We start from the raw sequence: 26,812 nt of genomic DNA, 5'->3' as shown, positions 1-26,812 counted from the left end.
GCGCTTATCATCTCCCTCAAAGCCTCATGATAACTGACTTAAAGGCGAAACAGATTATGTCGAAAAGTGACAAAATCGGGAAAACAGGCTCTTACGTATACACCATGAACCGCGTGGGCAAGGTGGTACCGCCCAAGCGAGAGATTCTGAAAGACATCTCACTGAGCTTCTTCCCCGGCGCCAAGATCGGCGTTCTTGGCCTTAACGGTGCTGGTAAATCCACCCTGCTTCGCATTATGGCCGGCGTGGACCAGGATTACATCGGCGAAGCCCGCCCCCAACCGGGCATTAACGTGGGCTACCTGCCCCAGGAGCCGGAGCTGGACGAAGAGAAAACCGTCAAGGAAATCGTCGACGAGGCGGTCTCCGGTGTTCATGACGCCCTGGCGGAACTGGACCAAGTTTACGCAGCCTACGCCGAACCGGATGCGGATTTTGACGCCCTCGCCAAGAAACAGGGCGAACTGGAAGCCTACATCCAGGCCACCGACGGCCACGACATTGAACGCAAGATGGAAGTCGCCGCCGACGCGTTGCGCCTCCCGCCCTGGGATCAGAAAGTGCAAATCCTGTCCGGTGGTGAGCGCCGCCGTGTTGCCTTGTGCCGCCTGCTGCTGTCCGGCCCAGACATGTTGCTGCTGGACGAGCCCACCAACCATCTGGATGCCGAATCCGTGGCCTGGCTTGAGCGCTTCCTGCACGATTATGAAGGCACCGTGGTTGCCATCACCCACGACCGGTATTTCCTCGACAACGTCGCCGGCTGGATCCTGGAACTGGACCGTGGCCATGGCATTCCCTTCGAGGGCAACTACAGCCAGTGGCTGGAGAACAAGGAAAAGCGCCTGGAGATGGAGTCCAAGCAGGAGGCCTCTCACCAGAAAGCCATCAAGCAGGAGCTGGAATGGGTTCGCAGCAACGCCAAGGGCCGTCAGTCCAAGAGCAAGGCCCGCCTGGCCCGCTTTGAGGAGATGAGTTCCCAGGAGTTTCAGAAGCGCAATGAAACCAACGAGCTGTACATTCCGCCTGGACCTCGCCTCGGCAACAAGGTGATCGAAGTGGACGGTATCAGCAAGTCCTTCGGTGACCGCCTGCTGTACGAAGACGTGTCCTTGAGCGTACCACCCGGTGCCATCGTGGGCATTATCGGCGGCAACGGTGCCGGCAAATCGACCCTGTTCAGGATGATCGCGGGTTACGACCAGCCTGACTCCGGCACCATTACCGTCGGTGAAACCGTGGAACTGGCCTACGTGGACCAGATGCGCGACCTGGACGGCAGTAAAACCGTCTGGGAAGAACTCTCCGACGGCAACGATATTATCAAGGTAGGCAACTACGAGACCCCGTCCCGGGCCTATGTGGGGCGCTTCAACTTCAAGGGCAGCGACCAGCAGAAACGGGTTGGCGACCTGTCCGGGGGTGAGCGTAACCGCCTGCACCTGGCCAAACTGCTCAAGGAAGGCGGCAACGTCCTGCTGCTGGACGAACCGACCAACGATCTGGACGTGGAAACCCTGCGCGCCCTTGAAGAAGCCCTGCTCAACTTCCCGGGCTCCGCCCTGGTGATCTCACACGATCGCTGGTTCCTGGACCGGGTAGCCAGCCATATCCTGGCGTTCGAGGATGACGGCGAAGTGGTGTACTTCGAGGGCAACTTCACGGAATACGACGAAGACTTCAAGAAGCGCAAGGGCGATTCTGCCATGCAGCCCAAGCGTATGAAGTACAAGAAGCTGGCCTGATGTTAGTAAAAGAGGGGTCATGAAAGAGGGTGCTAAAAGAGGGGTCAGATGAAAGCTTTCATCTGACCCCGTTTTCATGAACCCGTTTTCAACCCCGTTTTCACATCTGCCCCCGCTTTCATCCATTATCCCCCGAGATCGCCATGGCCAAAGCAAAAACCGCCTATGTCTGCACCGAATGCGGTGCCGACTACTCCAAATGGCAGGGCCAGTGCACCGCCTGCCAGGCCTGGAATACCATCAGCGAAGTCCGCGGTGTCAGCAGCAACACCAAAGGCGCTCGTGGCGCCCGCTTCGAGGGCTTTGCCGGCAGCCTGTCGGAAGTCCAGAGCCTGGACGACGTCAGCCTGGCTGAACAGCCTCGCATCAGCTCGGGCATGCAGGAGTTCGACCGGGTTCTCGGTGGCGGCCTGGTGGAGGGGTCGGCCGTGCTGATGGGCGGCCATCCCGGCGCCGGCAAGAGCACCCTGCTGCTTCAGGCGGTATGCCACCTCGCCGCCAGCGTCCCTGCGCTTTATGTCACCGGTGAAGAATCCCTGCAGCAGGTCGCCATGCGTGCCAAGCGGCTGGGATTGCCCACCAAAGATCTGAAGATGCTGTCTGAAACCAGTGTTGAGCGGGTGATGCAGGTAACGGAAGCAGAAAAGCCGCGGATTCTGGTGGTGGACAGTATCCAGGTGATGCACGTGGCAGAGATTGAATCAGCCCCCGGCAGTGTGTCCCAGGTACGCGAAAGCGCCGCCTTCCTGACCCGCTTTGCCAAGCAGACCGGCACCATCCTGTTCCTTGTCGGGCACGTTACCAAAGACGGCAGCCTGGCCGGCCCGAAAGTTCTGGAGCACATGATCGACTGTTCCATCCTGCTGGAAGGTTCCAGCGACAGCCGCTACCGCACACTTCGCGGCATCAAGAACCGGTTTGGCGCGGTGAATGAACTGGGCGTATTCGCCATGCTGGAACAGGGCCTTAAGGAAGTGAAGAACCCCAGCGCGATATTCCTCAACCGTGGCGAGGAAGCGGCGCCCGGCAGCGTGGTGATGGTGGTCTGGGAAGGCACCCGGCCCATGCTGGTGGAGATCCAGGCACTGGTGGACATGGCCCAGGGCGGCTATCCGAGACGCGTGGCGGTTGGCCTGGACCAGAACCGGCTGGCGATGCTTCTCGCCGTATTGCACCGTCACGGCGGCATGCATGTATCTGATCAGGATGTGTTCGTGAACGTGGTCGGCGGTGTGAAGGTGAATGAAACCAGCGCCGACCTGGCATTGTTGGCCGCGATTGTCTCCTCCTTCCGCGACCGCGCCCTGCCCCAGGATCTGGTGATTTTTGGCGAAGTCGGCCTTTCCGGCGAAATCCGACCGGTCCCCAGCGGCCAGGAGCGCATTTACGAAGCCGCCAAGCACGGCTTTACCCGGGCACTGGTGCCCAAATCCAATGCCCCCCGCAAGGCCATCGAGGGCATGAAAGTGATTCCGGTGACCAAGCTCAGTGACGCGCTCTCGGCTCTGGAAGATCTCTGAGTATCTTGTCTTGGGAGTTGACGGACAGGATGGCTTTTCTATTTCCAAAAACCGCTACGAGCACATCCATGTGGGCTTGTTTCCGGCCATCCCTGGCCTCCAACATTTTTGGAAATAGAAAAGCCATCCTGTCCTGCATGCTTGGCAGTAATAGTCCCACCCTCATATCTCTTAGCTTTTGACCCGCAACGTAGGTCAGATTAGGCGAAGACGTAATCCGACAAAACCCGCCTAATCAATGAGATGAGCAAACTCCCTCTCCAACAGCGTCTGATCACCAAGGTTAAGCTCAACAAGACGTTTGAGGTGGGTAGCGCTATCAAGGTCAATGTACCGACATTTGAAGCCAAGCCTGTGCGGCTCCACGTGCCTGAGCTCAACCGCCATAACAATACCTGCTTCATGATCATCCAGGTGAATAATCACCTCACACGGCTGATTCAAAGGCACATCCCACCCCTCCGGCCGTTTTACCAGAACGCCTTTCAAGGAAATATCCAGCACCTCGGTGGTCCAGACAGTCTCCAGACAGTGGAGTTCGCAGGGCGCGTCGAATTCAATCCGGTGAAACCGGCGTTTTTCGGGAGTTTTGGTGGGCAAGTGACTACTCCTGTTTACCGATCTTGGTTTACCTGACTATAGACCGGACAGAAGGATGCATCCAGAGGATTTTGGAGTGGTCGATTGTTAGGAAGATATATCGCCGCTGTGAGATAGAGGCCGTTGTGGGGCCCTTTCCAAAAATGTTGGAGGCCATGGATGGCCGGAAACAAGCGCACAGGGAAGTGCTTGTAGCGTTTTTTTGGAAAGGGCCCCACAACGGCCTCACCTGCAAAGCCCTCAGGCTAGGGGGAAAAAGAACCCCAATGCTCAGCGGTGATACTCCGGACTCAATTCAACGACCGCCTCGATGAACGCCTTGGCATGCTCCGGATCCACGTCCGGTGTAATTCCGTGGCCAAGGTTGAAGATGTGCCCTGTGCCGGAACCATAACGGCGCAGGATATCCGCCACTTCTTGGCGAATCCGCTCAGGCGGCGCGTACAGCATGGCCGGATCCATGTTGCCCTGAAGGGCTACGTGATCGCCAATGCGGGCGCGGGCGTTGCCGATGTCCGTGGTCCAATCGAGACCAACGGCGTCGGCGCCAGAGTCCGCGATGGACTCCAGCCACTGACCGCCATTCTTGGTGAACAGGATTACCGGTACTCTGCGGCCGTCATTCTCGCGAATCAGGCCGTCGACGATTTTCTTCATGTAGCGCAGCGAGAACTCTTCATAGGCCCAACTGCTGAGCACGCCGCCCCAGGTATCAAAAATCTGCACCGCCTGGGCGCCGGCCCTGATCTGGCCATTCAGGTAATCGATAACCGCATCCGCCAGATGGTCCAGCAACCGGTGCATCACCTCCGGCTGGCCGTACATCAGCTTCTTGGCTTCCCGGAAATCCTTGGAGGAACCACCTTCGATCATATACGTGGCCAGGGTCCATGGGCTGCCGGAGAAACCAATCAGAGGCACGCTGCCGTTCAGGGCGCCGCGAATGGTAGAGACCGCGTTCATGACGTAGTCCAGATCCACCCTGGCGTTGATTTTCGGCAGTGCAGCCACGTCGGCTTCAGAACGAATGGTGTTCCGGAACTTGGGGCCTTCCCCGGTTTCAAAGTAAAGGCCCAGCCCCAGTGCATCCGGAATGGTCAGGATGTCCGAGAACAGAATGGCGGCGTCCAGGGGGTAACGTTCAAGCGGCTGAAGGGTGACCTCGCACGCCAGCGGAGTATTCTTGCACAAGCTGAGAAAATCCCCGGCCTTCGCCCGTGTGGCGCGGTATTCCGGCAGGTATCGCCCTGCCTGTCGCATCATCCATACCGGAGTACGGTCCACGGGCTGGCGCATCAGTGCGCGCAGGAAACGGTCATTTTTCAGCTCGGTCATGGCAACTCCTGGTCTGGGAAACGAATTTTCTGGAAGGTAATGATACGCGGTTTAGGTCAATTGGAAAGGTGTCGGATCAATTGGAAAGGCGTTAGAGAGAAGCCAGGTGAACCAGGGGTCAGATGAAGGCTTTCATCTGACCCCATGTCCGGGACAATCAGGCATCCAGGTAGTCCATGATGCCTTCGGCCGCCTGGCGGCCTTCCCAGATAGCGGTTACGACCAGATCCGAGCCGCGGACCATGTCGCCGCCAGCGAAAATCTTCGGATTACTGGTCTGGAACATGAACTCGGATTCCTCCGGTGCCGTTACCCGGCCTGAGTCGTCGGTGCTCACCTTCAGCTCATCGAACCACTCGGCAGGGCTGGGACGGAATCCGAAAGCAACCAGAACGGCATCCGCCGGAATCACTTCCTCACTGCCCGGCACCACTTCCGGGCGGCGGCGGCCGTTGTCATCGGGCTCGCCCAGTCGCGTCTGGATCACTTTAACACCTTCAACCCGATCTTCACCCAGGATGGCGATTGGCTGCCGGTTGAAGAGGAACTTCACGCCCTCCTCCTTGGCATTGGCCACTTCCTTACGGGAGCCCGGCATGTTTTCCTCGTCCCGACGGTAGGCGCAGGTCACGCTCTCAGCCTGCTGACGGATGGAGGTGCGATTGCAGTCCATGGCGGTGTCACCACCACCCAGAACAACGACACGCTTGCCTTTCATGTCGATGAAGTCGGCCTTGTCTTTTTCAAAGCCCAGGCGACGGTTAACGTTGGAGACCAGGAACGGCAGCGCGTCGTAGACTCCGGGCAGGTCTTCACCCGGAAAACCACCCTTCATGTAGGTGTAGGTGCCCATGCCCATGAAGACGGCATCGTATTCGTCGATAATGTCCTGCAACTGGACGTCCTTGCCAACCTCGGTGGACAGGCGAAATTCCACACCCATCTCCTCGAACACCTGACGGCGCCGAGTCATGACTGACTTCTCCAGCTTGAACTCGGGGATTCCGAAGGTCAGCAGGCCGCCAATTTCCGGATAGATGTCGAACACAACCGGCTTTACACCGTTGCGAACCAGGACATCGGCGCAACCCAGACCGGCAGGGCCAGCACCAATGACTGCAACCTTCTTGTCTGTCCACTTGACTGCGGACATATCCGGCTTCCAGCCCAGAGCAAAGGCGGTGTCCGTGATGTATTTCTCCACCGAGCCGATGGTGACCGCGCCATAGCCGTCATTCAGGGTACAGGCGCCTTCACACAGGCGGTCTTGGGGACACACACGGCCACAGACCTCGGGCAATGAATTGGTCTGGTGACACAGCTCCACCGCGCGCATGATATTTCCTTCGGACACCAGCTTGAGCCAGTTCGGGATGTAGTTGTGTACCGGGCACTTCCACTCGCAGTAGGGGTTACCACACTCCAGGCAACGGTGGGCCTGGGAGGCGGCATGGTCCGCCGTAAACGGGTGGTAAATCTCACCAAACTCTTTCTTTCGCTTCCTGGCCGGCACCTTCTTCGGGTCAATCCGCCCAACTTCGACAAACTGGAAGTCGTTACTCAGTCGTTCTTTCATTTCGATGCTCTCATCAACTCGATTTCGACGAGGGGTGGCAGTCAGGCTGCGCACCCCGAACCCTGTTCTGCCCGTCGCCTTATTCCGGACGCGCCCGGGTGCTGGCCAGCAGGCTGCGGAGGTTGGCAGCCTTGGGTTTCACCAACCAGAAACGGCCGATGTAGTCGTCGAAATCCTCAAGAATGTGCTCAGCCCATTCACTGCCGGTTTCCGAGATGTGCTCCCGGATAACACCTCGCAGGTGATTGCGGTATGACTCCATGTCTTCACTGGAAATCCGCTGAATCTCCACCAGCTCGTGGTTGTACTTGTCCACGAAGGTGTTGTTGATATCCATCACATAGGCAAAGCCACCGGTCATGCCGGCACCGAAGTTGTGCCCGGTAGAACCGAGAACGGTGACCAGGCCGCCTGTCATGTACTCACAACAGTGGTCCCCGGTACCTTCCACAACAGCGTGAGCGCCAGAGTTACGAACCGCGAAACGTTCGCCCGCCGTTCCCGCCGCAAACAGTTTGCCGCCGGTGGCGCCATACAGGCAGGTGTTGCCGACAATCGAGGTTTCCTGGGTCTTGAAGGCACTGCCACGGGGCGGTTTCACCACCAGCTTGCCGCCGGTCATGCCCTTGCCGACATAGTCGTTGGCATCGCCTTCGAGCACCAGATTGAGACCACCCACGTTCCAGACACCGAAGCTCTGGCCAGCAGTGCCGGTAAGATCGAGGGTAATCGGCGCATCGACCATGCCCTGGTTGCCGTGCAGCGCGGCAATTTCACCGGACAGGCGAGCACCGATGGACCGGTCGCAGTTGGTCACCCTGTAGGGCCAGACACCACCACTCTTTTCCTTGATCGCCGTGGCGGTATCCTGAACCATCTGCTCCGCAAGCGTACCTTTGTCGAACGGATGATTCCGCTCCACCTGGCAGGTCTGTGGCTTGTCCGCCGGAATGTGGTCATTAGACAACAGACGAGTGAGATCCAGCTTCTTCTGGCGCTCGGTGTCGCCCGGCAGCCGCTCCAGCAGATCCACACGTCCGACCAGCTCTTCGAGAGTGCGCACACCAAGCTTCGCCATCCATTCACGGGTTTCCTCAGCAACAAAGCGGAAGAAATTCATCGCCATTTCCACCGTGCCATTGAAGTGTTCTTCACGCAGGTAGTCATTCTGGGTGGCAATACCGGTCGCACAGTTATTCAGGTGACAGATGCGCAGGTATTTACAGCCCAGCGCAACCATGGGCGTGGTTCCAAAGCCAAAGCTCTCGGCGCCAAGGATTGCACCTTTCACAACATCCAGGCCGGTCTTGATGCCACCATCGGTCTGCAGGCGAATCTTACCCCGAAGATCGTTGGCCCGAAGCGCCTGTTGGGTTTCCGTCAGTCCCAGCTCCCACGGAGAGCCCGCATAGCGGATCGACGTCAGCGGGCTTGCCGCCGTGCCGCCGTCATAGCCGGAAACCGTAATCAGGTCTGCGTATGCCTTGGCAACACCGGCCGCGATGGTGCCGACACCCGGCTCGGACACCAGCTTCACAGACACCAGAGCCTGCGGGTTGACCTGTTTGAGGTCAAAGATCAACTGGGCCAGATCCTCAATGGAGTAAATATCGTGATGCGGTGGCGGCGAAATCAGCGTTACGCCGGGCACTGAGTAGCGCAGGCGTGCGATCAGGTCATTGACCTTGCCACCCGGCAACTGGCCGCCCTCACCCGGCTTGGCACCCTGAGCCACCTTGATCTGCATAACATCGGCACTGCGCAGGTATTCCGCGGTGACACCAAAACGACCGGAGGCAACCTGCTTGATCTTGGAGCGCTTTTCGGTGCCATAACGGGCAGGGTCTTCCCCACCCTCGCCGGAGTTGGAACGGCCGCCAAGCGTGTTCATGGCAACAGCCAAAGCCTCATGAGCCTCCGGCGACAGTGCGCCCAGAGACATGGCCGCGGAGTCAAAGCGGGGGAAGATATTCTCGACCGGCTCCACCTCGGAAAGGGCGATCTGCCTGAGATCCTTGCGGAACCCCAACAGGTCACGCAGAGTCGCCACCGGGCGCTCGTTCACCAGTCCGGCGTATTCTTTGTAATGGCCGTAATCGCCTGTGGTAACCGCTTCCTGCAGCTTGCCCACCACGTCCGGGTTGAAGGCATGGTACTCCTGGCCATGAATGTATTTCAGCAGGCCGCCCGGGGAGATGGGCTTGCGAGGCTTCCAGGCAACGGCGGCCAACTGCTCCTGGTCCTGCTGAAAATCATAGAACCCGGCACCCTGGATACGGCTGGGCACCCCAAGGAAACACAGATCAACCACTTCATCGGCCAGACCAATGGCTTCGAAAAGCTGGGCACCACGGTAGGAAGTGATGGTAGAGATACCCATCTTGGACAGGATCTTCAACAGGCCCTTGTTAATGCCCTTGCGGTAGTTGTTCTTCGCATCAATCGGATCAATCAGCAACTCGCCGGTGCGGATCAGATCATTCAGAACCTGATAGGCAAGGTACGGATAGACCGCCGTGGCGCCAAAGCCAAAGAGCACCGCAAAATGATGGGGATCCCGGGCCCAGCCGGTTTCCACGATGATGTTGGAATCGCAGCGCAAACCCTGCCGGACCAGATGGTGGTGAACAGCGCCGGTCGCCATCATGGCGTTTACCGGCAACTCACCTTCCTTCAGATCCTTGTCCGTCAGCACCAGCAACACCTTGCCATCACGGACTGCCTGTTCGGCGTGCTCGCAAACCTGACGGATAGCCTGCTCAAGACCCTGCTCCGGGCGGTAGCTCATGGCGATGCGCGCCACCTCGAAGCCCTGTCGGTCATTGTTGGCAATCTTGAGAAATTTCGCAGGCGACAGAACCGGGGTGGTCAGGATGATCCGGTCCGCGTGATCCGAGGTTTCCTCGAATACGTTTCGCTCGGCACCCAGACAGGTTTCCAGTGACATAACGATCGCCTCCCGCAGAGGATCGATCGCCGGGTTGGTGACCTGGGCGAATTTCTGGCGGAAGTAATCCGCCACGTGGCGGACCCTGCTCGACAGAACCGCCATCGGGGTGTCGTCACCCATGGAGCCGACGGCCTCCTGGCCATTCTCGGCCAGCGGACGCAGAACCTGGTCACGCTCCTCAAAAGACACCATGAACATCTTCTGATGAACCAGCAGCTCGTCAGCATCCATCAGCCTGAAGTCAGGTGTGTCCTGATTCAGAGTGGTTTCAACGCGCAGCGCATTCTCACGGAGCCAGCGTTTGTAGGGCTGCGCGGCCTTGAGGCGCTGATCAATGTCCCGGGTATGCAGGACTTCGCCGGATTCGGTGTCAATGGCCAGCATCTGGCCCGGGCCGACCCGCCCCTTGGCTACAACATCATCAGGCTGGTAGCCATAGGTTCCGATTTCAGAGGCCAGGGTAATAAAGTCGTCCCTGGTAATGACCCAGCGAGCGGGCCGCAGGCCATTACGATCCAGCATGCAGACGGCGTAGCGGCCGTCAGACATAACCAGGCCAGCCGGACCATCCCAGGGCTCCATATGCATGGAGTTGTATTCATAGAACGCCCGGAGTTCCGAATCCATACTGTCGACGTTCTGCCACGCCGGGGGAATCATCATCCGGGCCGCGCGGAACAGGTCTACACCACCAGCGAGCAGCACTTCCAGCATGTTGTCCATGCTGGAAGAATCAGACCCGGTAAGGTTTACCAGCGGCTGCAGGGTCTGCAGGTCCGGAAGCTCCGGCGAGCTGAACTTGGCAGCGCGGGCGATGGCCCAGTTTCGGTTGCCATCAATGGTGTTGATCTCACCGTTATGGGCCAGATACCGGAACGGCTGGGCCAGCGGCCACTTGGGCATGGTGTTGGTGGAGAAACGCTGGTGAAAAACACAGATCGCCGTCTCCAGGTCAGGATCGCCCAGATCCTTGTAAAAATTGGCAAGATCCGCCGGCATCATCAGGCCCTTGTAGGCCAGGGTTCGATGGGAAAGGCTGCAGATGTAGAACTCGGGATCATCCGCCATGTCGCCCTCGGCGTGGCGACGGCCCACGAACAGGCTGATCGCAAACTCACGCTCTTCCTTGCCGGCAGGAACCACGAACACCTGTTCAATCCGGGGCAGGCAATCAAGAGCCATGGGCCCAAGGCAGCTGTCATCCACCGGCACTTCACGCCAGCCGAGGATCTCCAGACCCTGTTCGGTCAGCCGCTTTTCAAGTGCGTCCCGACCAGCGGCGGCCTTGGCTTCATCCGGGTTCAGGAATACCTGACCCACGGCAAAAAGGTCACCTGGCTCCTTGCCAAAAGCTGACTTGGCGGCTTTCTTCAGGAAGCCGTCCGGGCTCTGGATCAGCAGGCCACAACCATCGCCGGTCTTTCCGTCTGCAGCGATACCACCCCGGTGGGTCATGCAGGTCAGAGACTCGATCGCAGTTTGCAACAACTTGTGGCTGGCGTCGCCCTTCATATGGGCAATCAGGCCGAACCCGCAGTTGTCCCTGAATTCGTCGGGATGATACAAACCTGTCATCATAAGCGTTCTCTCGCGTAGAAATACTTTTCAATCAAAGAGTTACTTGGCACGCAGCCATACAACCACTCTTTGACACTGAAAATGGGGGCTGGCTATTTTACACACGTAGAAATACGTACTCAAATCGGAGTTGAGTTATTGTGGGAAGCCGAAAACGGAATTACCAACTGACAGGTTATGGAACAACGAGTTAGCGCCAGACAAGGCGCTACTGCAAACTGTCGATTGATCGAACCCACGGCGACCGGGAAACCAGTTCCTGGGGTAAATTGGATACAGCCTCATTCGCCGCCTCTCGGGTGGGGAACTCACCATAGAATACCATAAACCAGGGCTGACCCTGTCTTTCGCCAAGGGTGTAAACAATCTCACCAAGCTGTGAGTGGCGCTCTATGATGTTAAGTGCCGTTTGCTCCAGGTTGCCGGCCACGAGCTGAATCGTCCACCCTTCGCGGGCCCTCACCTGCTCAAGCGGTACAAAATACTCCGGGGTTTCAGGTGTAAATGCTGGCTCTGGCTCTGGCTCTGGCTCTGGCTCTGGCTCTGGCTCTGGCTCTGGCTCTGGCTGAGCAGCTTCCGGCTCTGTTGCAACCTCTGTCAACAGGGTTTCAGTCTCCGGGAGAGGCTCCTCCGATGGAGGCTCAACAGCCTCGGTTTGAGGGCCGATGGTGATGCTCTTGCGGACTGGCTCAGGCACCTTCACTGACTCCTCAGCCATCGACTCATCGTACTGACGGGAAACAAACCACCACGAGCCCGCGAGCAGTAACAGGGCCAGCGCCGGCCAGCCGATGCGCTTCCAGGGCAGCCCCTGAGAACGCATCGCAGGCGATGTGGCTACCATATCCAGCCAGACCCCGGGCGTTACCCGCTTGAGTCTCGCAAAGCTGCCCTGGCTCAGAGCGTGAATTTTCGACACCCGTACGGGACCCAGCAGCTCACTGGCCTTCCCGCCGGCCGCATGAACTCTCGGCTCAAGATAGGCAGCGACTTCGTCTTTCGTCAGCGGGCGCAGATGAATCTGGTGAACGGATGTAGAAGCATCATCAAGTGCTAACATCTCGACCAGATTATCGCTTCCCGAGAAAACAGGAACCGCTGAAGACCCGCGCTCCGACGCCAGATAGGCAGAAAGAATGAGCCTGAGTAATTCCACCGGCGCCCGGTCGGCATCGTCAATCAACAACACCATCCGCTGGCCTTTGCGAACCCGGGATTCGGACCATTTGAAGAAACGGTAAATAAGATCCCGGGGATTCCCATCCGACCCCATTCCCGACCGCGCAAACGTTTTCAGGTCTCTGGCAAGGGCCTGGGCACTGGTTAACGCTGAAGCGGGAATCCGGTGAAAGTCGACTCGGGATGACTCGCTTCGCACCAGCTCCGCCAGTATTCGGCTCTTGCCGGACCCTGCGGCACCGGTGAGTAAAAGCGCCATGTCGCCGAACCCACAGAGGTGGCGCAAGGCTTCCAGCGCATGATGACGCATGGCATCCGGAAAAAACGGCGCCTCCATTTCCAGAGGGTTGGCGCGCAGACCATACCGTTGCTGCAGCCTGGGAAACAGGCCGCCGCCATCAAGACTGTTCAAGCTTTCCTCGGTCACGGGTCTTCCTTGTCTGCTATTCCTTTACCGCAAGCCACGCGAAATCATCGAAGCCATTAGCCTGACTTCATTCCAGGCTGCAGAAGCGGGCAAAGGTCAATGCCAGGTTTTCCGGGCCAGCCTCGGAGGTTACAACGGCATCACCAACTGAGCGGAGCAAAACAAGCCTGAGTTGCCCGTCGACATTCTTTTTGTCTACCGCCATCAGACTCATGAAATCGTCCGCCGTCATCCCGACTGGAGGTTTGCCGGGCAACCCGGCACTCAGAATAAGACGGGTTATCCGGTCGCAGTCGGCCCGGGAAATCATACTTTCGAGGGCAGAAAGCTCCGCCGCCATGATCATGCCCGTTCCAACCGCCTCTCCGTGGAGCCAGTTGCCATAGCCTGCAAAGGTCTCTATGGCATGGCCAAAGGTGTGACCAAGATTCAGTATCGCCCTCAGACCACCTTCGCGCTCATCCAGCGCAACAACCTCCGCCTTGCAGGCACAGGACCGGTAGATGGCTTCTGCAAGCGCATCGGGATCGAGGGCAACAAGAGCGCCCACCTTGTCTTCAAGCCAGGCAAGAAAATCCAGATCCCGGATGAGCCCGTACTTGATCACCTCAGCCAGGCCGGCCGACACTTCCCTTGGAGGCAAGGTCTGCAGGCTTCCGGTATCAATCAGAACGGCCTGTGGCTGGTGGAAAGCACCGATCATGTTCTTACCCAACGGGTGATTGATTCCCGTTTTGCCACCTACGGAGGAGTCCACTTGTGACAATAGCGTGGTCGGTATCTGGATAAACGGAACTCCCCGTTGATAGCAAGCCGCGGCGAAGCCTGCCATGTCGCCGACAACCCCTCCTCCAAGTGCGACCAACGTGGTTTTCCGGGTATGCCGCTGCTCCAGCAGACCATCAAAGATCCGGTTCAGAGTCTGCCAGTCCTTGAATTTTTCGCCATCGGGTAGAACGACTGTATCAATACGCTTCCCGGGAAAGCAGCCTTTCGCACTCTCGAGATACAGGGGCGCGACGGTTTCATTGGTCACAATCATGACCTGGGAGCCGCCAACAAAACGCGACAGATCCCAGGTGCCAAGAAGGTCCTCGCCAATAAAAATGGGGTAGCTGCGATCCCCCAGCTCAACCGAAAGTTCACGAAGCAGGTTAGACATGATTACGACCTTCCTTCCGGATCTGCCTTTTGTGACGTGGAGTTCTCGGATTCAGCCGGTTAACCAGCTGCCGAACCACAAGCCTGGGGCTTTTGCGATCTGTGTACATGATGATGTCGGCCAGGCCTGTATACAGCGGATCCCGGATCGAGAAAAGATTTCTCAGGACGGCTTCCGGATCATCGTTCTGCAGTAATGGTCGGTTACGGTCTTTCCGCGTGCGCTCTACCTGCTGCTCAATCGACGTTTTCAGGTAGATCACCATCGCATCCTTTTTAAGCAGGGGGTGGTTCTCAGGCCGCATCACCGCGCCACCCCCAGTGGCGAGCACGGTGTTGTTTTCATTCGACAATTCGTCAAGCATCGCAGTTTCCCGCTGACGGAATCCACCCTCACCTTCAACATCAAAAATCCACGGTATGTTCGCCCCGCAACGCTGTTCAATGATGCGATCCGAATCGAGAAAACGATAGCCCAGCTCCTTGGCGAGCATCCGACCAATCGTGCTTTTCCCGGCCCCCATGGGGCCAACGAGGACAACGCGTTTTGGCAAAGACATAACTTCCGCTCAGTTTTGATCAGGCGGGTGAGAATATCACAGGGCCGGTACTTGCATAAGCTCCGTACCCGGCCTGTGGGGAATTCAGGCACAAAAAAGCCGCCGGGTTCCAGGCGGCGGCTTTTTTTCGGGATCCCGGTTACCGGACAAGATCGCTCTTGATGATCTTGGGCGTTATGAAAATTAACAGCTCACTGCGCTCATCAATTTTCTCGGTACGCTTGAAAAGACGACCCAGGTAGGGAATATCCCCAAGGAACGGGGTCTTCGTAGTTTGGGTCGCAACTTGCGACTGGAAGATACCACCCAGCACCACCGTCTCACCGTTGCCAACCAGAACCTGGGTGGTCACCTGGTTGGTATTGATCGAAGGAATACCGGCGGTAACTTCACCACGGGAGTCCTGGTTGACCACCAGATCCATAATAATCTTGTCATCCGGGGTGATTTGCGGCGTCACCTCGAGAGAAAGCACGGCTTCCTTGAACGAAACCGCTGTCGCACCGCTGGAAGCAGCTTGCTGGTACGGAATTTCCTCACCGGATTTGATAGACGCTGTCTGGCGATCCGCGGTCACAACGCGAGGCTGTGAAACCACTTCGGCCTGGCCGTCGCTCTCCAGCGCAGACAGCTCCAGGTCAACCAGGAAGTCATCGCTGCCCCAGCCAATGGCAAACGAGGAAGTGCCTTCACCGCTCACACCGAGATCGACCGCCAGCGCACCCGGGAAGGTGATTGTACTGCTGTTTCCGGCTGCAGCATCACGCGCCTCCTGCAAGGACTGCTGCGAGCCACCGACAGTGAATACATTATCGCCACTCACATCGTAAGCGGCACCACCCCAGCGAATACCGAGATCTTCAGCCACATTGGTCTGGGCCCGGACAATTCGCGCCTCAATGGATACCTGCCGCACCGGCACATCCCATGTGGAGACAAGCCGACGGATTTCCTCGAGCTTTTGCGCAGTCTCACGAATACTGATGGTGTTGGTGCGAACATCCGAGGAGACAAATCCACGGTCTGAAATCAGCTCCTCATCTTCCTTGATCAAGGCAACAATGTCGGCAGCCTTGGCGTAGTTGACCTGAACAATATCCAGCCGTACCGGCGCCAGCTCTGCAATCTGTTTATTGGTTTCCAGCTCCAGCTTTTCCCGGGCAGCAATCTCATCTGCCGGAGCCACCAGCAACACGTTACCGATCTGCCGCTTGTCGAGCCCCTTGGTCTTCAGAATCAGATCCAGAGCCTGGTCCCAGGGAACATTTTGCAAACGAAGCGTGATGCTGCCACCCACCGTGTCACTGGCGACCAGGTTCAGGCCTGTGAAATCCGCAATCAGCTGGAGAACCGAACGAACCTCAATGTCCTGAAAGTTCAGGGAGAGCTTCTCGCCGGTATACGGGAACTTCTCTTCACGGCGTGACTCTGCCTCCTGTTCAGTAAGCTTTTCCACACTAACCGTGAACTGGCTGCCGGACTGATAGGCAATATAATCGTAATTCCCTGCCGGGCTGATCTCGACCACCGCATTGCCATCTTCAACAAAGGTATCGATGCGGGTAACCGGCGTTGCAAAATCAGTAACGTCCAGCCGGCGACGCAGATTGGCAGGAACGGTAATGCCATCCATGGTCAGCCGGATTTTGCCAGCCCGTTCCGACAAGTCCACTGGCGTGCCGGAGCTGCCCAGATCGACAAGAACCCGGCCTTCCCCCTCTTTGCCACGACGGAAATCCACACCGCCAAGGGCGTTGGCCGAAGAAGAACCCGATGCTCCCGGGCTACTCTGGGAGGACGAAGCAGGCGCGCCAGCCACGGCACCCTGAGCCTCGCCCCCAGCCTCGCCACCAATAGTCAGAACCAGTGAATCGCCACTGCGAACCGTGGCGTAAGGAACCAGCTCAACGAGGTTGAAGATCAGCCGCGTTCGGTCCCTGGTTTCCACCACCGTCATACTCTGGGCGTTACCAGACCCCAGAGGAATGCTGCGACTGTCCAGACCGCTGATCGTGTCCCTCAGGTCGACAGCGATGCGAGCAGGGCGCTCAATGGTGTAACCGGTGGGTTCCGGCGGCGGCCCATCAAATTCCAGTGTCACTTCAAGCCGTTCGCCCGGTAGCGACGAAAACGACACGTCTTCCAGCGTGACCGCGTTGGCCAGGCCGGAGAACAACCCAAAAGCAATCACGCTGACGTATACATTGAGTTTTCTGAACATCGCTAGCCTCGACCCTAAACTTTTTTGTACGTGCATGTTTCTTTCAACTTTCATCCAGCCGCTCCCTAGCCTGCGCCTTCTTCGAGGGTCAGCGAGCGAGGACGCTCGACCCAGCCACCCCGGCCATTGGGAACGATTTCAATCAGCTCAATACGGGTTTCACTGACGCCCACGATACGACCGTAGTTCTGCCCCATATAGTTTCCGGTGCGCACCCTGTGGATGCCACCCGTGTCGTCTTCGACAAGAGCGAACAGGCTGCCTGAGGCGCCCTGAAGCGTACCGACCATCCGAAGCGCCTTGAGATCAAAGTTCTCAAGCACCTCTCTTGGCCGGTCCAGATCCGGCTCAACATCACTGACCGGCTTCTCATCCACCATGGTCAGTTGAACGTCGATCGGCGGCTCAAACGGTGCCCGTCTGTCTGCGGCTGAGTAACTGAAGGCTTCATAGGCCTTGAACTCGGGCAGAGGCTCCACGTATCCCCGCGGCTTCGCCCTCGTTTCGGCCATGAACTTGTCAAGATCTGAAAATCCGCTGCCCTGGGAACAGGCTGTCAGGAGAGACACCAGACACACACCCAGCCAGGCTTTTACCGCATGCTTTGCTGTCATGCTCATTCTCCAGCCCGGTAGCGGTAGGTACGGGCCACAACCTGCATATCAAGCCGCTCTCCGTCTCCGCCAGTTGGTTTGATGGTCAAGTCGTGCAGGGTCACGATCCGAGGAAGGCTTGCGACACTGCTGACAAAGGACGCCAGCTCATGGTAGGAACCGGACACCCGGATATTGATCGGCAATTCGGAATAGAAGTCCCGGCGCTGCTCCGGCTGCAGCTTCACTTCCTGGAGCGCAAGACCACTACCCAGGGCGGTATTGGTAATATCCTCCAGCAAACCTGGCACTTCGGTCTCGCTGGGAAGCTGCCTTACCAGCGCGCCAAACGTTTCTTCCATCTCCGCCATCTGAGCCTTGAAGACTTCAAGATTCGCCACTTGGTACGCTTTTTCTTCGTACTTCTTGCGAAGCTCCTGCTCCGTTTTTTCAACGCGTTCAAGCTGGGCGGACTGATCCTTGATAAAGAACCAGTACCCACCCCCGATAATGAGCCCGAAGATGATCAGAACCACAATGGCCTTGATCGGTGCTGGCCAGATACCTGCGTTGTTGACGTCGAGGTCGTTGATATCAAATTCATTAAGGCTTTTAAGTGAGTCCGCGAGGCTCATTACTTATCCTCCCCTTCGGGCTCAGGTGTTTTTTGTTGTACCGAGAGTTGAAACTGACTGTACCCGGCCCGGCGGCTGTCAGCTGCCGACACGTTTGATAGGTTGGGATCAGCAAACCAATAGGACTCCTCGAACTGACGCATCAACGTGGAAACGCGGCTGTTGGATTCCGCCATGCCCACGATATCCAGCCGGTCTCCTGTGCGCTTGAGGTCAGTATAGAAAAGACCATCGGGCAGCGTTCTGACCAGCTCGTCAAAAACCCGGACAATAACCGGGCGTTTACCCTGAAGGTCCTGGATAACATGCATCCGGGCAAGCAGCTCATCCCGTTTGCGTTTGAGATTCTCGATTTCCTTGATCTGCTGATCCAGCTTCTTGGCCGCCGTTTCAATATAAGCGTTCCGCGATTGCTGGTAAGCGATCCGGCTGTCCATATCGGACTTCCAGAGGAATACCAGGCCACCGGCAATGATCGCCGCACCAAGAATCATCACGACGAACTGTTTCTGCTTTTCGGCACGAAGTTCTTCGCGCCAGGGTCGGAGGTTAATCTTTGCCATCAGTCGAAGCTCCTCATTGCCAGGCCGCAGGCAATCATCAGAGAGGGAGCATCATTACTCAGCGCCGATGCATTGACCCGTGACCCCACTGCCATATCTGCAAACGGGTTTGCCACCAGTGCCGGTGTTCCTGTTTTTTCTTCGACCATTTCAGTCAGCCCCTGGATAGAGGCAGTACCGCCTGCCAGAACCACATAGTCGACAGCATTATACTGGCTGGCACCAAAGAAGAACTGAAGCGCCCGCGCCACCTGCTGCACGACAGCTTCACGGAACGGCGTCAGAACCTCTGACTCATAGTCATCGGGCAATCCACCCTGCTTCTTGGCGAGCCCGGCCTCTTCAAGAGACAATCCGTACCGGCGCTGGATTTCCTCAGTCAGCTGTTTGCCGCCAAAAATCTGCTCCCGGGTGTACACTGTCTTTCCGCCGGCCAGGACACTGAGTGTTGTCATGGTTGCGCCAATGTCGACAATAGCAACCACCAGCTCTTCACCCTGTGAGTCAAGCTGCGGCTCTATCAGCGCATATGCCCGTTCCAGTGAGTAGGCTTCGACATCAACAACTTTGGTTGTCAGTGAGGCAATCTCGAGGGCGTCTTCCCGTATGTCGACATTTTCTTTCCGGCACGCGGCCAGAAGCACATCAACCTGATCAGGATTGCTTTCGGAGGGACCCTGTACCTCAAAGTCGATGGCCACCTCATCCAGCGGGTATGGAATGTACTGATCTGCCTCGAGGGCGATCTGATCTTCCATCTCGAACTCGTTGAGGCCACCATCCATCTGGATGACCTTGGTGATAACCGCGGAGCCGGAGACCGCGACCGCAACCTGCTTCACGCTGGTGCGGGACTTGGAGGCAACGCGCTTCAGCACTTCGCCCACCGCCTCGACATCCGTGATATTTTTTTCGACCACAGCGTTCGCCGGTAACGGCTCCACTGCGTAGCTTTCGACCTTGTACCGGTCACCCTGCTTCGACAGCTCCAGAAGTTTGACCGAGCTGGAGCTTATATCCACGCCCAGCACTGCACTGGATTTCTTTCCTAACAATCCGAACACGCGCTCACCCTATACCTGGTTAGATGCACCGGGTTACGTAACTTATGTGTTTTTTATTTAAGAGAATTTCTTCAGTATTCCGTCTACAATGCCTGTTCTTCTTTAACCGAGAACCATTGCAGCGGTGAAGCGACTCGTCCTTCCTAAAGCAATTTCTCAAATGATAGACCTATATCCAATAGTTGTCAGAAAAAAATGTCTCATTTGTTGCGCACATCTCGCCTTTTTGCCTGGGTGTTTCTTACCGGACTGAGTGTCGCCGTTATCGTAACCTCAGGCTTTTATCTCTATCTTCGCCCCGGGCTTCCACCGGTTGCTCAACTGCTGGAAATAAAACTCCAGACACCGCTGCGGGTATATAGCAAAGACAAGAGATTAATAGCAGAATTCGGTGAAAAGAGAAGGGCACCGATCACAATCGAACAGATCCCAACAATTCAGTTACAAGCCTTTATGGCCGCTGAAGACTCGCGTTTTTACGAGCATTTCGGGGTCGACATCAAAGGCCTGGCGCGGGCTGCCATCGAACTGGTCTCAACCGGGGAGATCCAGTCCGGGGGCAGCACCATCACGATGCAGGTTGCAAAAAATTACTTTTTGTCACGGGACAGAACCTTTATACGGAAGTTCAACGAGATACTTCTGGCTCTTCAGATAGAACGTGAACTGGACAAGAACCGGATTCTTGAGCTCTACCTGAACAAGATTTATCTCGGCAACCGGGCTTACGGGATTGCCGCCGCAGCCCAGGTCTATTACAACAAGCCCGTCTCCCAGCTTTCGCTCGCTCAAATGGCCATGCTCGCGGGCCTTCCAAAAGCGCCGTCCGCCTACAACCCGCTGGCCAACCCGGAGCGCGCGATGATTCGCCGGAACTGGATTCTGGGCCGGATGCAGGAACTGGGCTACATCACCCCGGACGCCTATGGGCTTGCGCTTGCAGCCCCACTCACAGCCAGTTACAACAGTACTGACAGCGAAGTTGACGCTGATTATGTCGCAGAGATGGCCCGCTCCGAACTGGTTCGGCGCTACGGCGAAGACGCCTACACCGATGGCTATACAGTTACGCTCACCGTTGACAGCACGAAGCAGCAGGCTGCCACGAAAGCCCTCAGAGATGGCCTGGAGGCCTACGACCGGCGCCATGGATTCCGGGGCCCTATCGGCCAGATTGATCCGGAGACTCTGGCCGACGGCGACCTGTCGGAGATTGTGCAGAATTATCCCCGGGTCGAGTCCCTGATCCCTGCCATTGTTACCAACGTTGACGACAAAGCCCAAAATGTCCGGGTACACGCTCGAATGCCAGGCCCCGCTATCATGCCTTTCGAAACCATGACATGGGCTAGACGTTATAAAACCGAAGACCTCACTGGCCCGGAACCCGAAAAGCCCTCGGATGTGGTTGCAGTGGGCGACGTTGTCTACGTGCGCGTTCAGGCGCCAAAGCCGGCGGGGACAACTCCCGAAAAGGAAGACCAAGACCGCAACGGGACTAACGGGACTGCGGAGCCGGCCAGGCCGGCCATTGTATCACTCGCACAGATTCCCCGCGTTGAAGGTGCCCTGATCTCTCTGGAAGCCCAAACAGGTGCCATTCAGGCTCTCACAGGCGGTTACAGCTTCGGCCAGAGCAAATACAACCGGGCCGTCCAGGCGCAAAGACAACCCGGCTCCACCTTCAAGCCCTTCCTTTACCTCAGCGCACTCGAAAGCGGCATGACACCCGCAACCATCTATAACGATGCGCCGATAGTGTTTAATGACTCCGAACTCGAGTCCGCATGGCGGCCACAGAATTCATCCGGGCAATTTTATGGTCCGACCCGACTTCGCGAAGCCCTCTATCGCTCGCGAAACCTGGTTTCCATCCGACTACTACGCGATCTTGGCATCCAGAAAACGATTGACTACCTGGCGCAACTGGAAATTCCGGTCGAGAAAATGCCGGACAACCTGTCACTGTCCCTTGGGAGCGGCCTGCTTACCCCCATGGAGCTTGCCAGAGGCATGGCGGTGATTGCCAACGGCGGGTATGACGTTGAACCCTATCTGATCGAGACCATCAAGAACGTCCGCGGCGAGATTGTCTATCAGGCTCCGAAAACCGTTCTGTGCGACCAGGAGTGCAAGGAGATCGCAGAAGAGAACGGAACAGACACCGAAAACAGCGAAACGAGCACGGAAGCAGAACCTGCGGAAAGCACCGATAATACACAGCAGGTGCGAGTGATGCGCCGGCTCGCAGATGAACGCTCAGTATTCATTCTTCATTCCATGATGCGGGACGTCATCCGCCTGGGCACAGGTCGTCGGGCCCTGGCACTGGGGCGTGAGGATATTGCGGGCAAGACAGGCACCACCAACGAGCAGAAAGACACCTGGTTTGCGGGGTTCAATCATGAACTGGCCACAACAACCTGGGTTGGGTTCGATCAGCCGGCACCACTGGGCAGGGGTGAATTTGGCGCGAGCACTGCATTGCCCGTCTGGCTGGATTATATGAAAGTCGCCCTCGAGGGCGAGCCTCCTTCCTTCATGCCCCGCCCTAACGGCATCGTGAACATCCGGATCAACCCGGAGACCGGACAGCGGGCAAGACCGGGCGAAGACGGTGTGTTTGAGGTCTTTCGGGAAGATGATGCACCACCGCCACTGCTGTCCGAAGAAGAGAGCGATCGCAACGGGAGCTCCGGAGAAGACGACCTTTCACGCAGGATTTTCTGACACAAACGGAACAGACATAAAAAAACCGGCGGGGATCACCCGCCGGTTTTTTTATTGCCCTGAACAACGTATCAGATGATGTCGTCCATGGACTTGAGCGGGTAATGCGCAGGGTACGGGTTACGGGCAACCCCGGAATCCACAGCAGCCCGGGCAACCGCCGCCGGCACCACCTCAAGCAAGCGGACATCCATCGGCTTGGGAATAATATACTCCTTACCGAACTCGAAGCTTTCAACACCGTAAGCCTCACAGATCTCCTGCGGCACCGGCTCCTTGGCCAGCTCGCGAATTGCGTTTACGGCGGCCACTTTCATCTCTTCATTGATCACCGTGGCGCGAACGTCCAGCGCTCCACGGAAGATGAACGGGAAGCCCAACACGTTGTTGACCTGGTTCGGGTAATCGGAACGGCCGGTCGCCATGATCAGATCATTGCGAACTGCCCGGGCAACTTCCGGGTTAATTTCCGGGTCCGGATTGGAGCATGCGAATACGATCGGGTTCGGAGCCATTTTCTTGAGCTGATCGCCGGTTAGCAGGTCCGGACCGGAAAGGCCAAGGAACACATCGGCACCGTCGATAGCGTCATCCAGCGTGCGCTTGTCAGTCTCATTGGCAAACATCGCCTTGTACTGGTTCAGATCATCACGACCAGAGTGGATCACACCCTTACGGTCGAGCATGAAGATGTTCTCAGAGCGAATACCGCAGCTGATCAGCAGCTTCATACACGCGATGGCAGCCGCGCCGGCGCCCAGACAAACCACCTTCGCCTCTTCAATCTTTTTGCCCTGCAGTTCGAGGGCATTTATCATGCCGGCTGCAGTGACGATGGCAGTACCGTGCTGGTCATCATGAAAGACGGGCACGTTGCATTTTTCGATCAGAGCGCGCTCAATCTCAAAGCACTCCGGCGCTTTGATGTCTTCAAGGTTGATCCCACCGAAGGTATCGGCAATACGCTCGACCGTTTCAATAAACGCCTGCGGGCTCTCGGAATTGACTTCGATGTCGAAGACATCAATTCCGGCAAAGCGCTTGAACAGTACGCCCTTGCCTTCCATAACCGGCTTGCTTGCCAGCGGACCCAGGTTGCCCAGGCCAAGAATCGCGGTCCCATCAGAGATGACAGCCACCAGGTTGCCCTTGGCGGTGTACTTGTATGCATTCTCCGGGTCCTTTGCGATCTCTCGGACCGGCTCGGCAACCCCGGGGCTATACGCCAGGGAAAGGTCGCGGGAAGTCCGGGTTGGCTTTGTGATTTCAACACTCAGCTTACCAGGCCGCGGCTTGGCGTGATATTCAAGGGCTGCTTCTTTCAGATCTTGAGACATTGCCACTGTTCCGTTTGTCACGTTTAAAGGTAATAAACCGCCGGAGCTTGCCCAGCGGAGCGCGCCATTATGGCCCGCCAGACCGAAAACGACAAGTGGCACGCGAACATTTTGTGAACAGTCAATAGGGCTAACTGCGTATGTATTTGCCGGCTACGTACCGCATTACAGATCAAAAAAAAGCGCCCGGAGGCGCCTTCTCGAATCCGCAGCAATCAGTCTTTCTTGCCACCGATACGGCCGCCGAAACGCTTCTGGAAACGGTCGATACGACCACCGGTGTCCATGACTTTCTGCTTGCCAGTGTAGAATGGGTGACACTGTGAACACACATCCAGCTGCAGATCGTTCGTGTAGGTAGAACGTGTCTTGAAGGTGTTACCGCAGGAACAGGTAACGGCAATCTCTTCGTACTTGGGGTGGATACCTTCTTTCATGGCGAACCTCGTTAGGTCATGCCGCTACCTGATCACGGGGCATCTGAACTACCCAGGCGCCAGGCACCGCATGTTTGAATCAATTGAGAAGACGGGGCACAATCATGCCCTGCCGGAAACAGACCGCGAATCTTACTTGCAATTACCGCATCAGGCAAGCGCCGCCCTGATTTCCGGACCCGCCCATCAGAGATTTCGCGGCAGGCCGCCGACTGAAACAGGATAAGGAAAAACCGTGAAACCCGTCATCCAGTGGAGCACTCAGTGCCATTGATTGCACGCATCGCCCTGAATCGTCCTCTGCGTCGACTCTTTGATTACATTGTTCCAGAAGACCTTGAATTGACGCCGGGTCAGAGAGTGCGAATCCCCTTTGGCCGGCAGCAGGCAACGGGTCTCGTTGTGGAAGTGGGCGTTGAGCCGCCACCGGGAATAAAGCTCAAGCCGCTGTCATCGGTTATGGAGGACTGGCCCGCATTACCGCAAGAAACGTTCAAACTTCTCAGCTGGGCGAGCGACTACTATCAACACCCCTTGGGCGAATGCCTGTTCACTGCCCTGCCCCCGGCTCTCAGACGAGGGCGAATCGCCGAAGAAAAAACGGAACAGTGGTGGCGTGCACTCGACGACGCAGCAACACTTCCTGCAAATGCCCATAAACAGAAGGCACTTATCGATTGGCTAAGCCAGCACTCCAGGGGTGCCCCGACAAAGGATATTCTGCAGGCTGGTTTCGCCCGGGCACAGCTCAACGCACTGCGCGAGAAGCAACTGATTGAGGCCGTTTCGCCGCCCCGGCCGAATTCAGGCGGTGAGGACCCTGAGCTTCTTGCTCGCAGACCGGAATTGTCCATGGCCCAGGCTTCAGCCGCAGAAGGGCTGGCTGCTCCGGGCGAAGGGTTTGGTGCCTTTCTCTTATACGGCATCACCGGCAGCGGAAAAACCGAGATCTACCTGCACTATCTGAAACAACACCTCGGCGCCCAGGATCAGGCCCTGGTACTGGTTCCGGAGATCAATCTTACGCCGCAAACGGTTGCCCGATTCCAACACTACTTCGGCAGCCGGATTGTAGTATGGCACTCAGCCCTTAACGACGGTGAGCGCCTTACAACCTGGCTGAAAGTCCGCAACGGTGAACCGGTTATCCTGGTAGGCACCCGATCGGCTGTTTTACTGCCCTTCACCAACCTGCGCACCATCATCGTCGACGAGGAACACGACAGCTCATACAAACAGGGCGAAGGTTTCCGGTATTCCGGCCGCGACCTGGCCGTCTATCGAGCCCACCTGAACAACTGCCCCGTCATCCTCGGATCAGCGACTCCATCACTGGAATCCGTGCACAACGCCGAGCAGGCCAAATACCACCTGGTTAAACTCGAAGAACGTGCCGGCAACGCGGCACCACCGGTCATCAGTCTGCTGGATATCCGAAGCCGCCCACTGGAAGGCGGCTTGTCACGGCCCGCCCTGAATGCCATCGAGCAAACCCTGGCCAGAGGTGAGCAGGCACTGGTCTTTGTCAATCGACGTGGATTTGCCCCGGTCATGATGTGCTTCGACTGCGGCCACATGGTTGAGTGCCCCCGTTGCGACACGCGGCTGACCTACCACCGCCGGGACCGGGCAATGCGATGCCACCACTGCGACTACCAGACGGCAGCTACAGAACACTGCCCGAAGTGCCAAAGCGAGGCCTTCAAACCTGTTGGACACGGCACAGAAAGAACAGAAGATATTCTCGCCAACGCTTTCCCGGACACGCCGGTTGTGCGAGTGGATCGCGACAGCACACAGCGCAAAGGCAGCATCCAAGGCATTCTGAAGCAGGTGAACAGCGGAAAGCCGTGCGTGCTCGTCGGCACCCAGATGCTGGCCAAGGGACACGACTTCCCCAACGTTACCCTCGTAGTGGTGGTCAACGCCGACGGCGGACTGTTCAGCGTGGACTTCCGGGCACCCGAACAACTGATTCAGACCCTTCTGCAGGTCAGCGGCCGTGCCGGCCGCGGCACAAAACCCGGCAAAGTTCTGGTGCAAACCTGCCACAGTGACCACCCGTTACTGAAGACGCTCTGCGAAGGCCAGTATCTCGATATCGCCGATCAACTTCTCAGAGAACGGGAAGAAGGACAATTCCCGCCATTCCGCGCCATGGCCATCTTCAGGGCTGAGGCCGACACCATGGAAAAGAGCCTGCAGGTGCTGGATACGATAAAGCCCCTTACCAATACCACAGGCATCGAAACTTGGGGCCCCCTGCCCGCCATGATTGCCCGACGCGCCGACAAGCACCGGGCACAACTCATCCTCAACGCCCGCAACCGGAAAAAGCTGAACAGTTTGCTGACAGGAATTTGTCAGGAGCTGGACCAGATAAAGCTGCCTGCGGGGGTGAAATGGATGATTGATGTTGATCCGCAGGAGACGGGCTAACCATCAGTAGTTGTGTATGCTCCTGCAGGTTACAAAGTTTTTCATAAATGAATACTAATCATCATTGCACGGCAAGATCCTGTGCTATGATTTTCAGCAAACTAAGTACCAATCTTGTGAAAATACCTGAGCTTGCCGTCCTTATTTAGGAACGAGCATAAA

The 26,812-nt window shown here is 57.2% G+C and carries 18 protein-coding genes; 4 read left to right on the top strand and 14 right to left on the bottom strand.

Features of this window, described 5'->3' with window-relative positions; translation table 11 throughout:
* Nucleotides 1-56 precede the first annotated feature (56 nt).
* A complete protein-coding gene (ettA, locus tag NLK58_RS16925; RefSeq protein WP_341581376.1) occupies nt 57-1,745 on the top strand; it encodes an energy-dependent translational throttle protein EttA in 1,689 nt (562 codons plus the stop codon).
* 143 nt (nt 1,746-1,888) lie between these two features.
* Nucleotides 1,889-3,265, top strand: coding sequence for a DNA repair protein RadA (radA, locus tag NLK58_RS16920; protein ID WP_341581375.1), 1,377 nt, complete (start codon nt 1,889-1,891; stop codon nt 3,263-3,265).
* A 231-nt stretch (nt 3,266-3,496) separates the two neighbouring features.
* Here radA and NLK58_RS16915 read toward each other — a convergent pair whose 3' ends face one another.
* From NLK58_RS16915 to NLK58_RS16860, 12 genes are all read right to left on the bottom strand, one after another.
* Nucleotides 3,497-3,865 (bottom strand): PilZ domain-containing protein, encoded by a 369-nt coding sequence (locus tag NLK58_RS16915; protein ID WP_341581374.1) that lies wholly within the window; start codon nt 3,863-3,865, stop codon nt 3,497-3,499.
* Nucleotides 3,866-4,135: 270 nt separating this feature from the next.
* On the bottom strand, nt 4,136-5,200 hold the full coding sequence (gene hemE / locus NLK58_RS16910; RefSeq protein ID WP_117619556.1) for a uroporphyrinogen decarboxylase: 1,065 nt from the start codon (nt 5,198-5,200) through the stop codon (nt 4,136-4,138).
* 157 nt (nt 5,201-5,357) lie between these two features.
* A complete protein-coding gene (locus NLK58_RS16905; RefSeq protein ID WP_117619555.1) occupies nt 5,358-6,776 on the bottom strand; it encodes an FAD-dependent oxidoreductase in 1,419 nt (472 codons plus the stop codon).
* A 79-nt stretch (nt 6,777-6,855) separates the two neighbouring features.
* Nucleotides 6,856-11,304, bottom strand: coding sequence for a glutamate synthase large subunit (gene gltB, locus NLK58_RS16900; protein ID WP_341581373.1), 4,449 nt, complete (start codon nt 11,302-11,304; stop codon nt 6,856-6,858).
* A gap of 208 nt (nt 11,305-11,512) precedes the next feature.
* Nucleotides 11,513-12,910, bottom strand: a complete 1,398-nt coding sequence (locus NLK58_RS16895; RefSeq protein WP_341581372.1) for an SPOR domain-containing protein — start codon at nt 12,908-12,910, stop codon at nt 11,513-11,515.
* 67 nt (nt 12,911-12,977) lie between these two features.
* Nucleotides 12,978-14,072, bottom strand: coding sequence for a 3-dehydroquinate synthase (aroB, locus tag NLK58_RS16890; protein WP_117619552.1), 1,095 nt, complete (start codon nt 14,070-14,072; stop codon nt 12,978-12,980).
* Nucleotides 14,065-14,631: a shikimate kinase AroK gene (gene aroK / locus NLK58_RS16885; protein ID WP_341581371.1), complete on the bottom strand. Its 567-nt coding sequence runs from the start codon at nt 14,629-14,631 to the stop codon at nt 14,065-14,067. The genes aroB and aroK overlap by 8 nt, the downstream gene beginning before the upstream one ends.
* A gap of 139 nt (nt 14,632-14,770) precedes the next feature.
* On the bottom strand, nt 14,771-16,852 hold the full coding sequence (gene pilQ, locus NLK58_RS16880; protein ID WP_341581370.1) for a type IV pilus secretin PilQ: 2,082 nt from the start codon (nt 16,850-16,852) through the stop codon (nt 14,771-14,773).
* 65 nt (nt 16,853-16,917) lie between these two features.
* Nucleotides 16,918-17,466 carry a pilus assembly protein PilP gene (locus NLK58_RS16875; RefSeq protein ID WP_117619549.1) on the bottom strand — a complete coding sequence of 183 codons (549 nt, stop codon included), beginning with the start codon at nt 17,464-17,466 and terminating at the stop codon, nt 16,918-16,920.
* A gap of 2 nt (nt 17,467-17,468) precedes the next feature.
* Nucleotides 17,469-18,080: a type 4a pilus biogenesis protein PilO gene (locus NLK58_RS16870; RefSeq protein WP_273069700.1), complete on the bottom strand. Its 612-nt coding sequence runs from the start codon at nt 18,078-18,080 to the stop codon at nt 17,469-17,471.
* A complete protein-coding gene (locus tag NLK58_RS16865; protein WP_136629685.1) occupies nt 18,080-18,643 on the bottom strand; it encodes a PilN domain-containing protein in 564 nt (187 codons plus the stop codon). Before NLK58_RS16865 ends, NLK58_RS16870 begins: the two co-directional genes overlap by 1 nt.
* The gene (locus tag NLK58_RS16860) at nt 18,643-19,707 is read right to left on the bottom strand and encodes a pilus assembly protein PilM (protein WP_117619546.1); all 1,065 of its coding nucleotides are present in this window, start codon (nt 19,705-19,707) and stop codon (nt 18,643-18,645) included. The genes NLK58_RS16865 and NLK58_RS16860 overlap by 1 nt, the downstream gene beginning before the upstream one ends.
* A 195-nt stretch (nt 19,708-19,902) precedes the next feature.
* Here NLK58_RS16860 and NLK58_RS16855 point away from each other — a divergent pair, with 195 nt between their 5' ends.
* Nucleotides 19,903-22,437 (top strand): penicillin-binding protein 1A, encoded by a 2,535-nt coding sequence (locus NLK58_RS16855; RefSeq protein WP_341581369.1) that lies wholly within the window; start codon nt 19,903-19,905, stop codon nt 22,435-22,437.
* Nucleotides 22,438-22,508: 71 nt separating this feature from the next.
* Here NLK58_RS16855 and NLK58_RS16850 read toward each other — a convergent pair whose 3' ends face one another.
* The gene (locus NLK58_RS16850) at nt 22,509-23,774 is read right to left on the bottom strand and encodes a malic enzyme-like NAD(P)-binding protein (protein WP_117619544.1); all 1,266 of its coding nucleotides are present in this window, start codon (nt 23,772-23,774) and stop codon (nt 22,509-22,511) included.
* 215 nt (nt 23,775-23,989) lie between these two features.
* Complete coding sequence (rpmE, locus tag NLK58_RS16845) at nt 23,990-24,211, bottom strand: 50S ribosomal protein L31 (protein WP_117619543.1); 222 nt, start codon at nt 24,209-24,211, stop codon at nt 23,990-23,992.
* A 264-nt stretch (nt 24,212-24,475) separates the two neighbouring features.
* On the opposite strand from rpmE, the gene NLK58_RS16840 reads away from it, so the two are divergent.
* Nucleotides 24,476-26,650, top strand: a complete 2,175-nt coding sequence (locus NLK58_RS16840) for a primosomal protein N' (protein WP_341581368.1) — start codon at nt 24,476-24,478, stop codon at nt 26,648-26,650.
* Nucleotides 26,651-26,812: the final 162 nt, after the last annotated feature.

The sequence above is a fragment of the Marinobacter metalliresistant genome (assembly GCF_038098645.1).
Taxonomy (GTDB): Bacteria; Pseudomonadota; Gammaproteobacteria; order Pseudomonadales; family Oleiphilaceae; genus Marinobacter; species Marinobacter metalliresistant.
The sequence above is the reverse complement of the archived record's forward strand: the minus strand, read 5'-3'. Positions and strand labels throughout refer to the sequence as shown.

Coding starts and splice junctions, on each gene's coding strand:
- NLK58_RS16870 (WP_273069700.1), bottom strand. CDS start 18,080: ATGAGCCTCGCGGACTCACTTAAAAGCCTTAATGAATTTGATATCAAC.
- aroK (WP_341581371.1), bottom strand. CDS start 14,631: ATGTCTTTGCCAAAACGCGTTGTCCTCGTTGGCCCCATGGGGGCCGGG.
- ettA (WP_341581376.1), top strand. CDS start 57: ATGTCGAAAAGTGACAAAATCGGGAAAACAGGCTCTTACGTATACACC.
- rpmE (WP_117619543.1), bottom strand. CDS start 24,211: ATGAAAGAAGGTATCCACCCCAAGTACGAAGAGATTGCCGTTACCTGT.
- NLK58_RS16855 (WP_341581369.1), top strand. CDS start 19,903: ATGTCTCATTTGTTGCGCACATCTCGCCTTTTTGCCTGGGTGTTTCTT.
- aroB (WP_117619552.1), bottom strand. CDS start 14,072: ATGTCTAACCTGCTTCGTGAACTTTCGGTTGAGCTGGGGGATCGCAGC.
- NLK58_RS16875 (WP_117619549.1), bottom strand. CDS start 17,466: ATGACAGCAAAGCATGCGGTAAAAGCCTGGCTGGGTGTGTGTCTGGTG.
- radA (WP_341581375.1), top strand. CDS start 1,889: ATGGCCAAAGCAAAAACCGCCTATGTCTGCACCGAATGCGGTGCCGAC.
- hemE (WP_117619556.1), bottom strand. CDS start 5,200: ATGACCGAGCTGAAAAATGACCGTTTCCTGCGCGCACTGATGCGCCAG.
- NLK58_RS16850 (WP_117619544.1), bottom strand. CDS start 23,774: ATGTCTCAAGATCTGAAAGAAGCAGCCCTTGAATATCACGCCAAGCCG.
- gltB (WP_341581373.1), bottom strand. CDS start 11,304: ATGATGACAGGTTTGTATCATCCCGACGAATTCAGGGACAACTGCGGG.
- NLK58_RS16865 (WP_136629685.1), bottom strand. CDS start 18,643: ATGGCAAAGATTAACCTCCGACCCTGGCGCGAAGAACTTCGTGCCGAA.
- pilQ (WP_341581370.1), bottom strand. CDS start 16,852: ATGTTCAGAAAACTCAATGTATACGTCAGCGTGATTGCTTTTGGGTTG.
- NLK58_RS16905 (WP_117619555.1), bottom strand. CDS start 6,776: ATGAAAGAACGACTGAGTAACGACTTCCAGTTTGTCGAAGTTGGGCGG.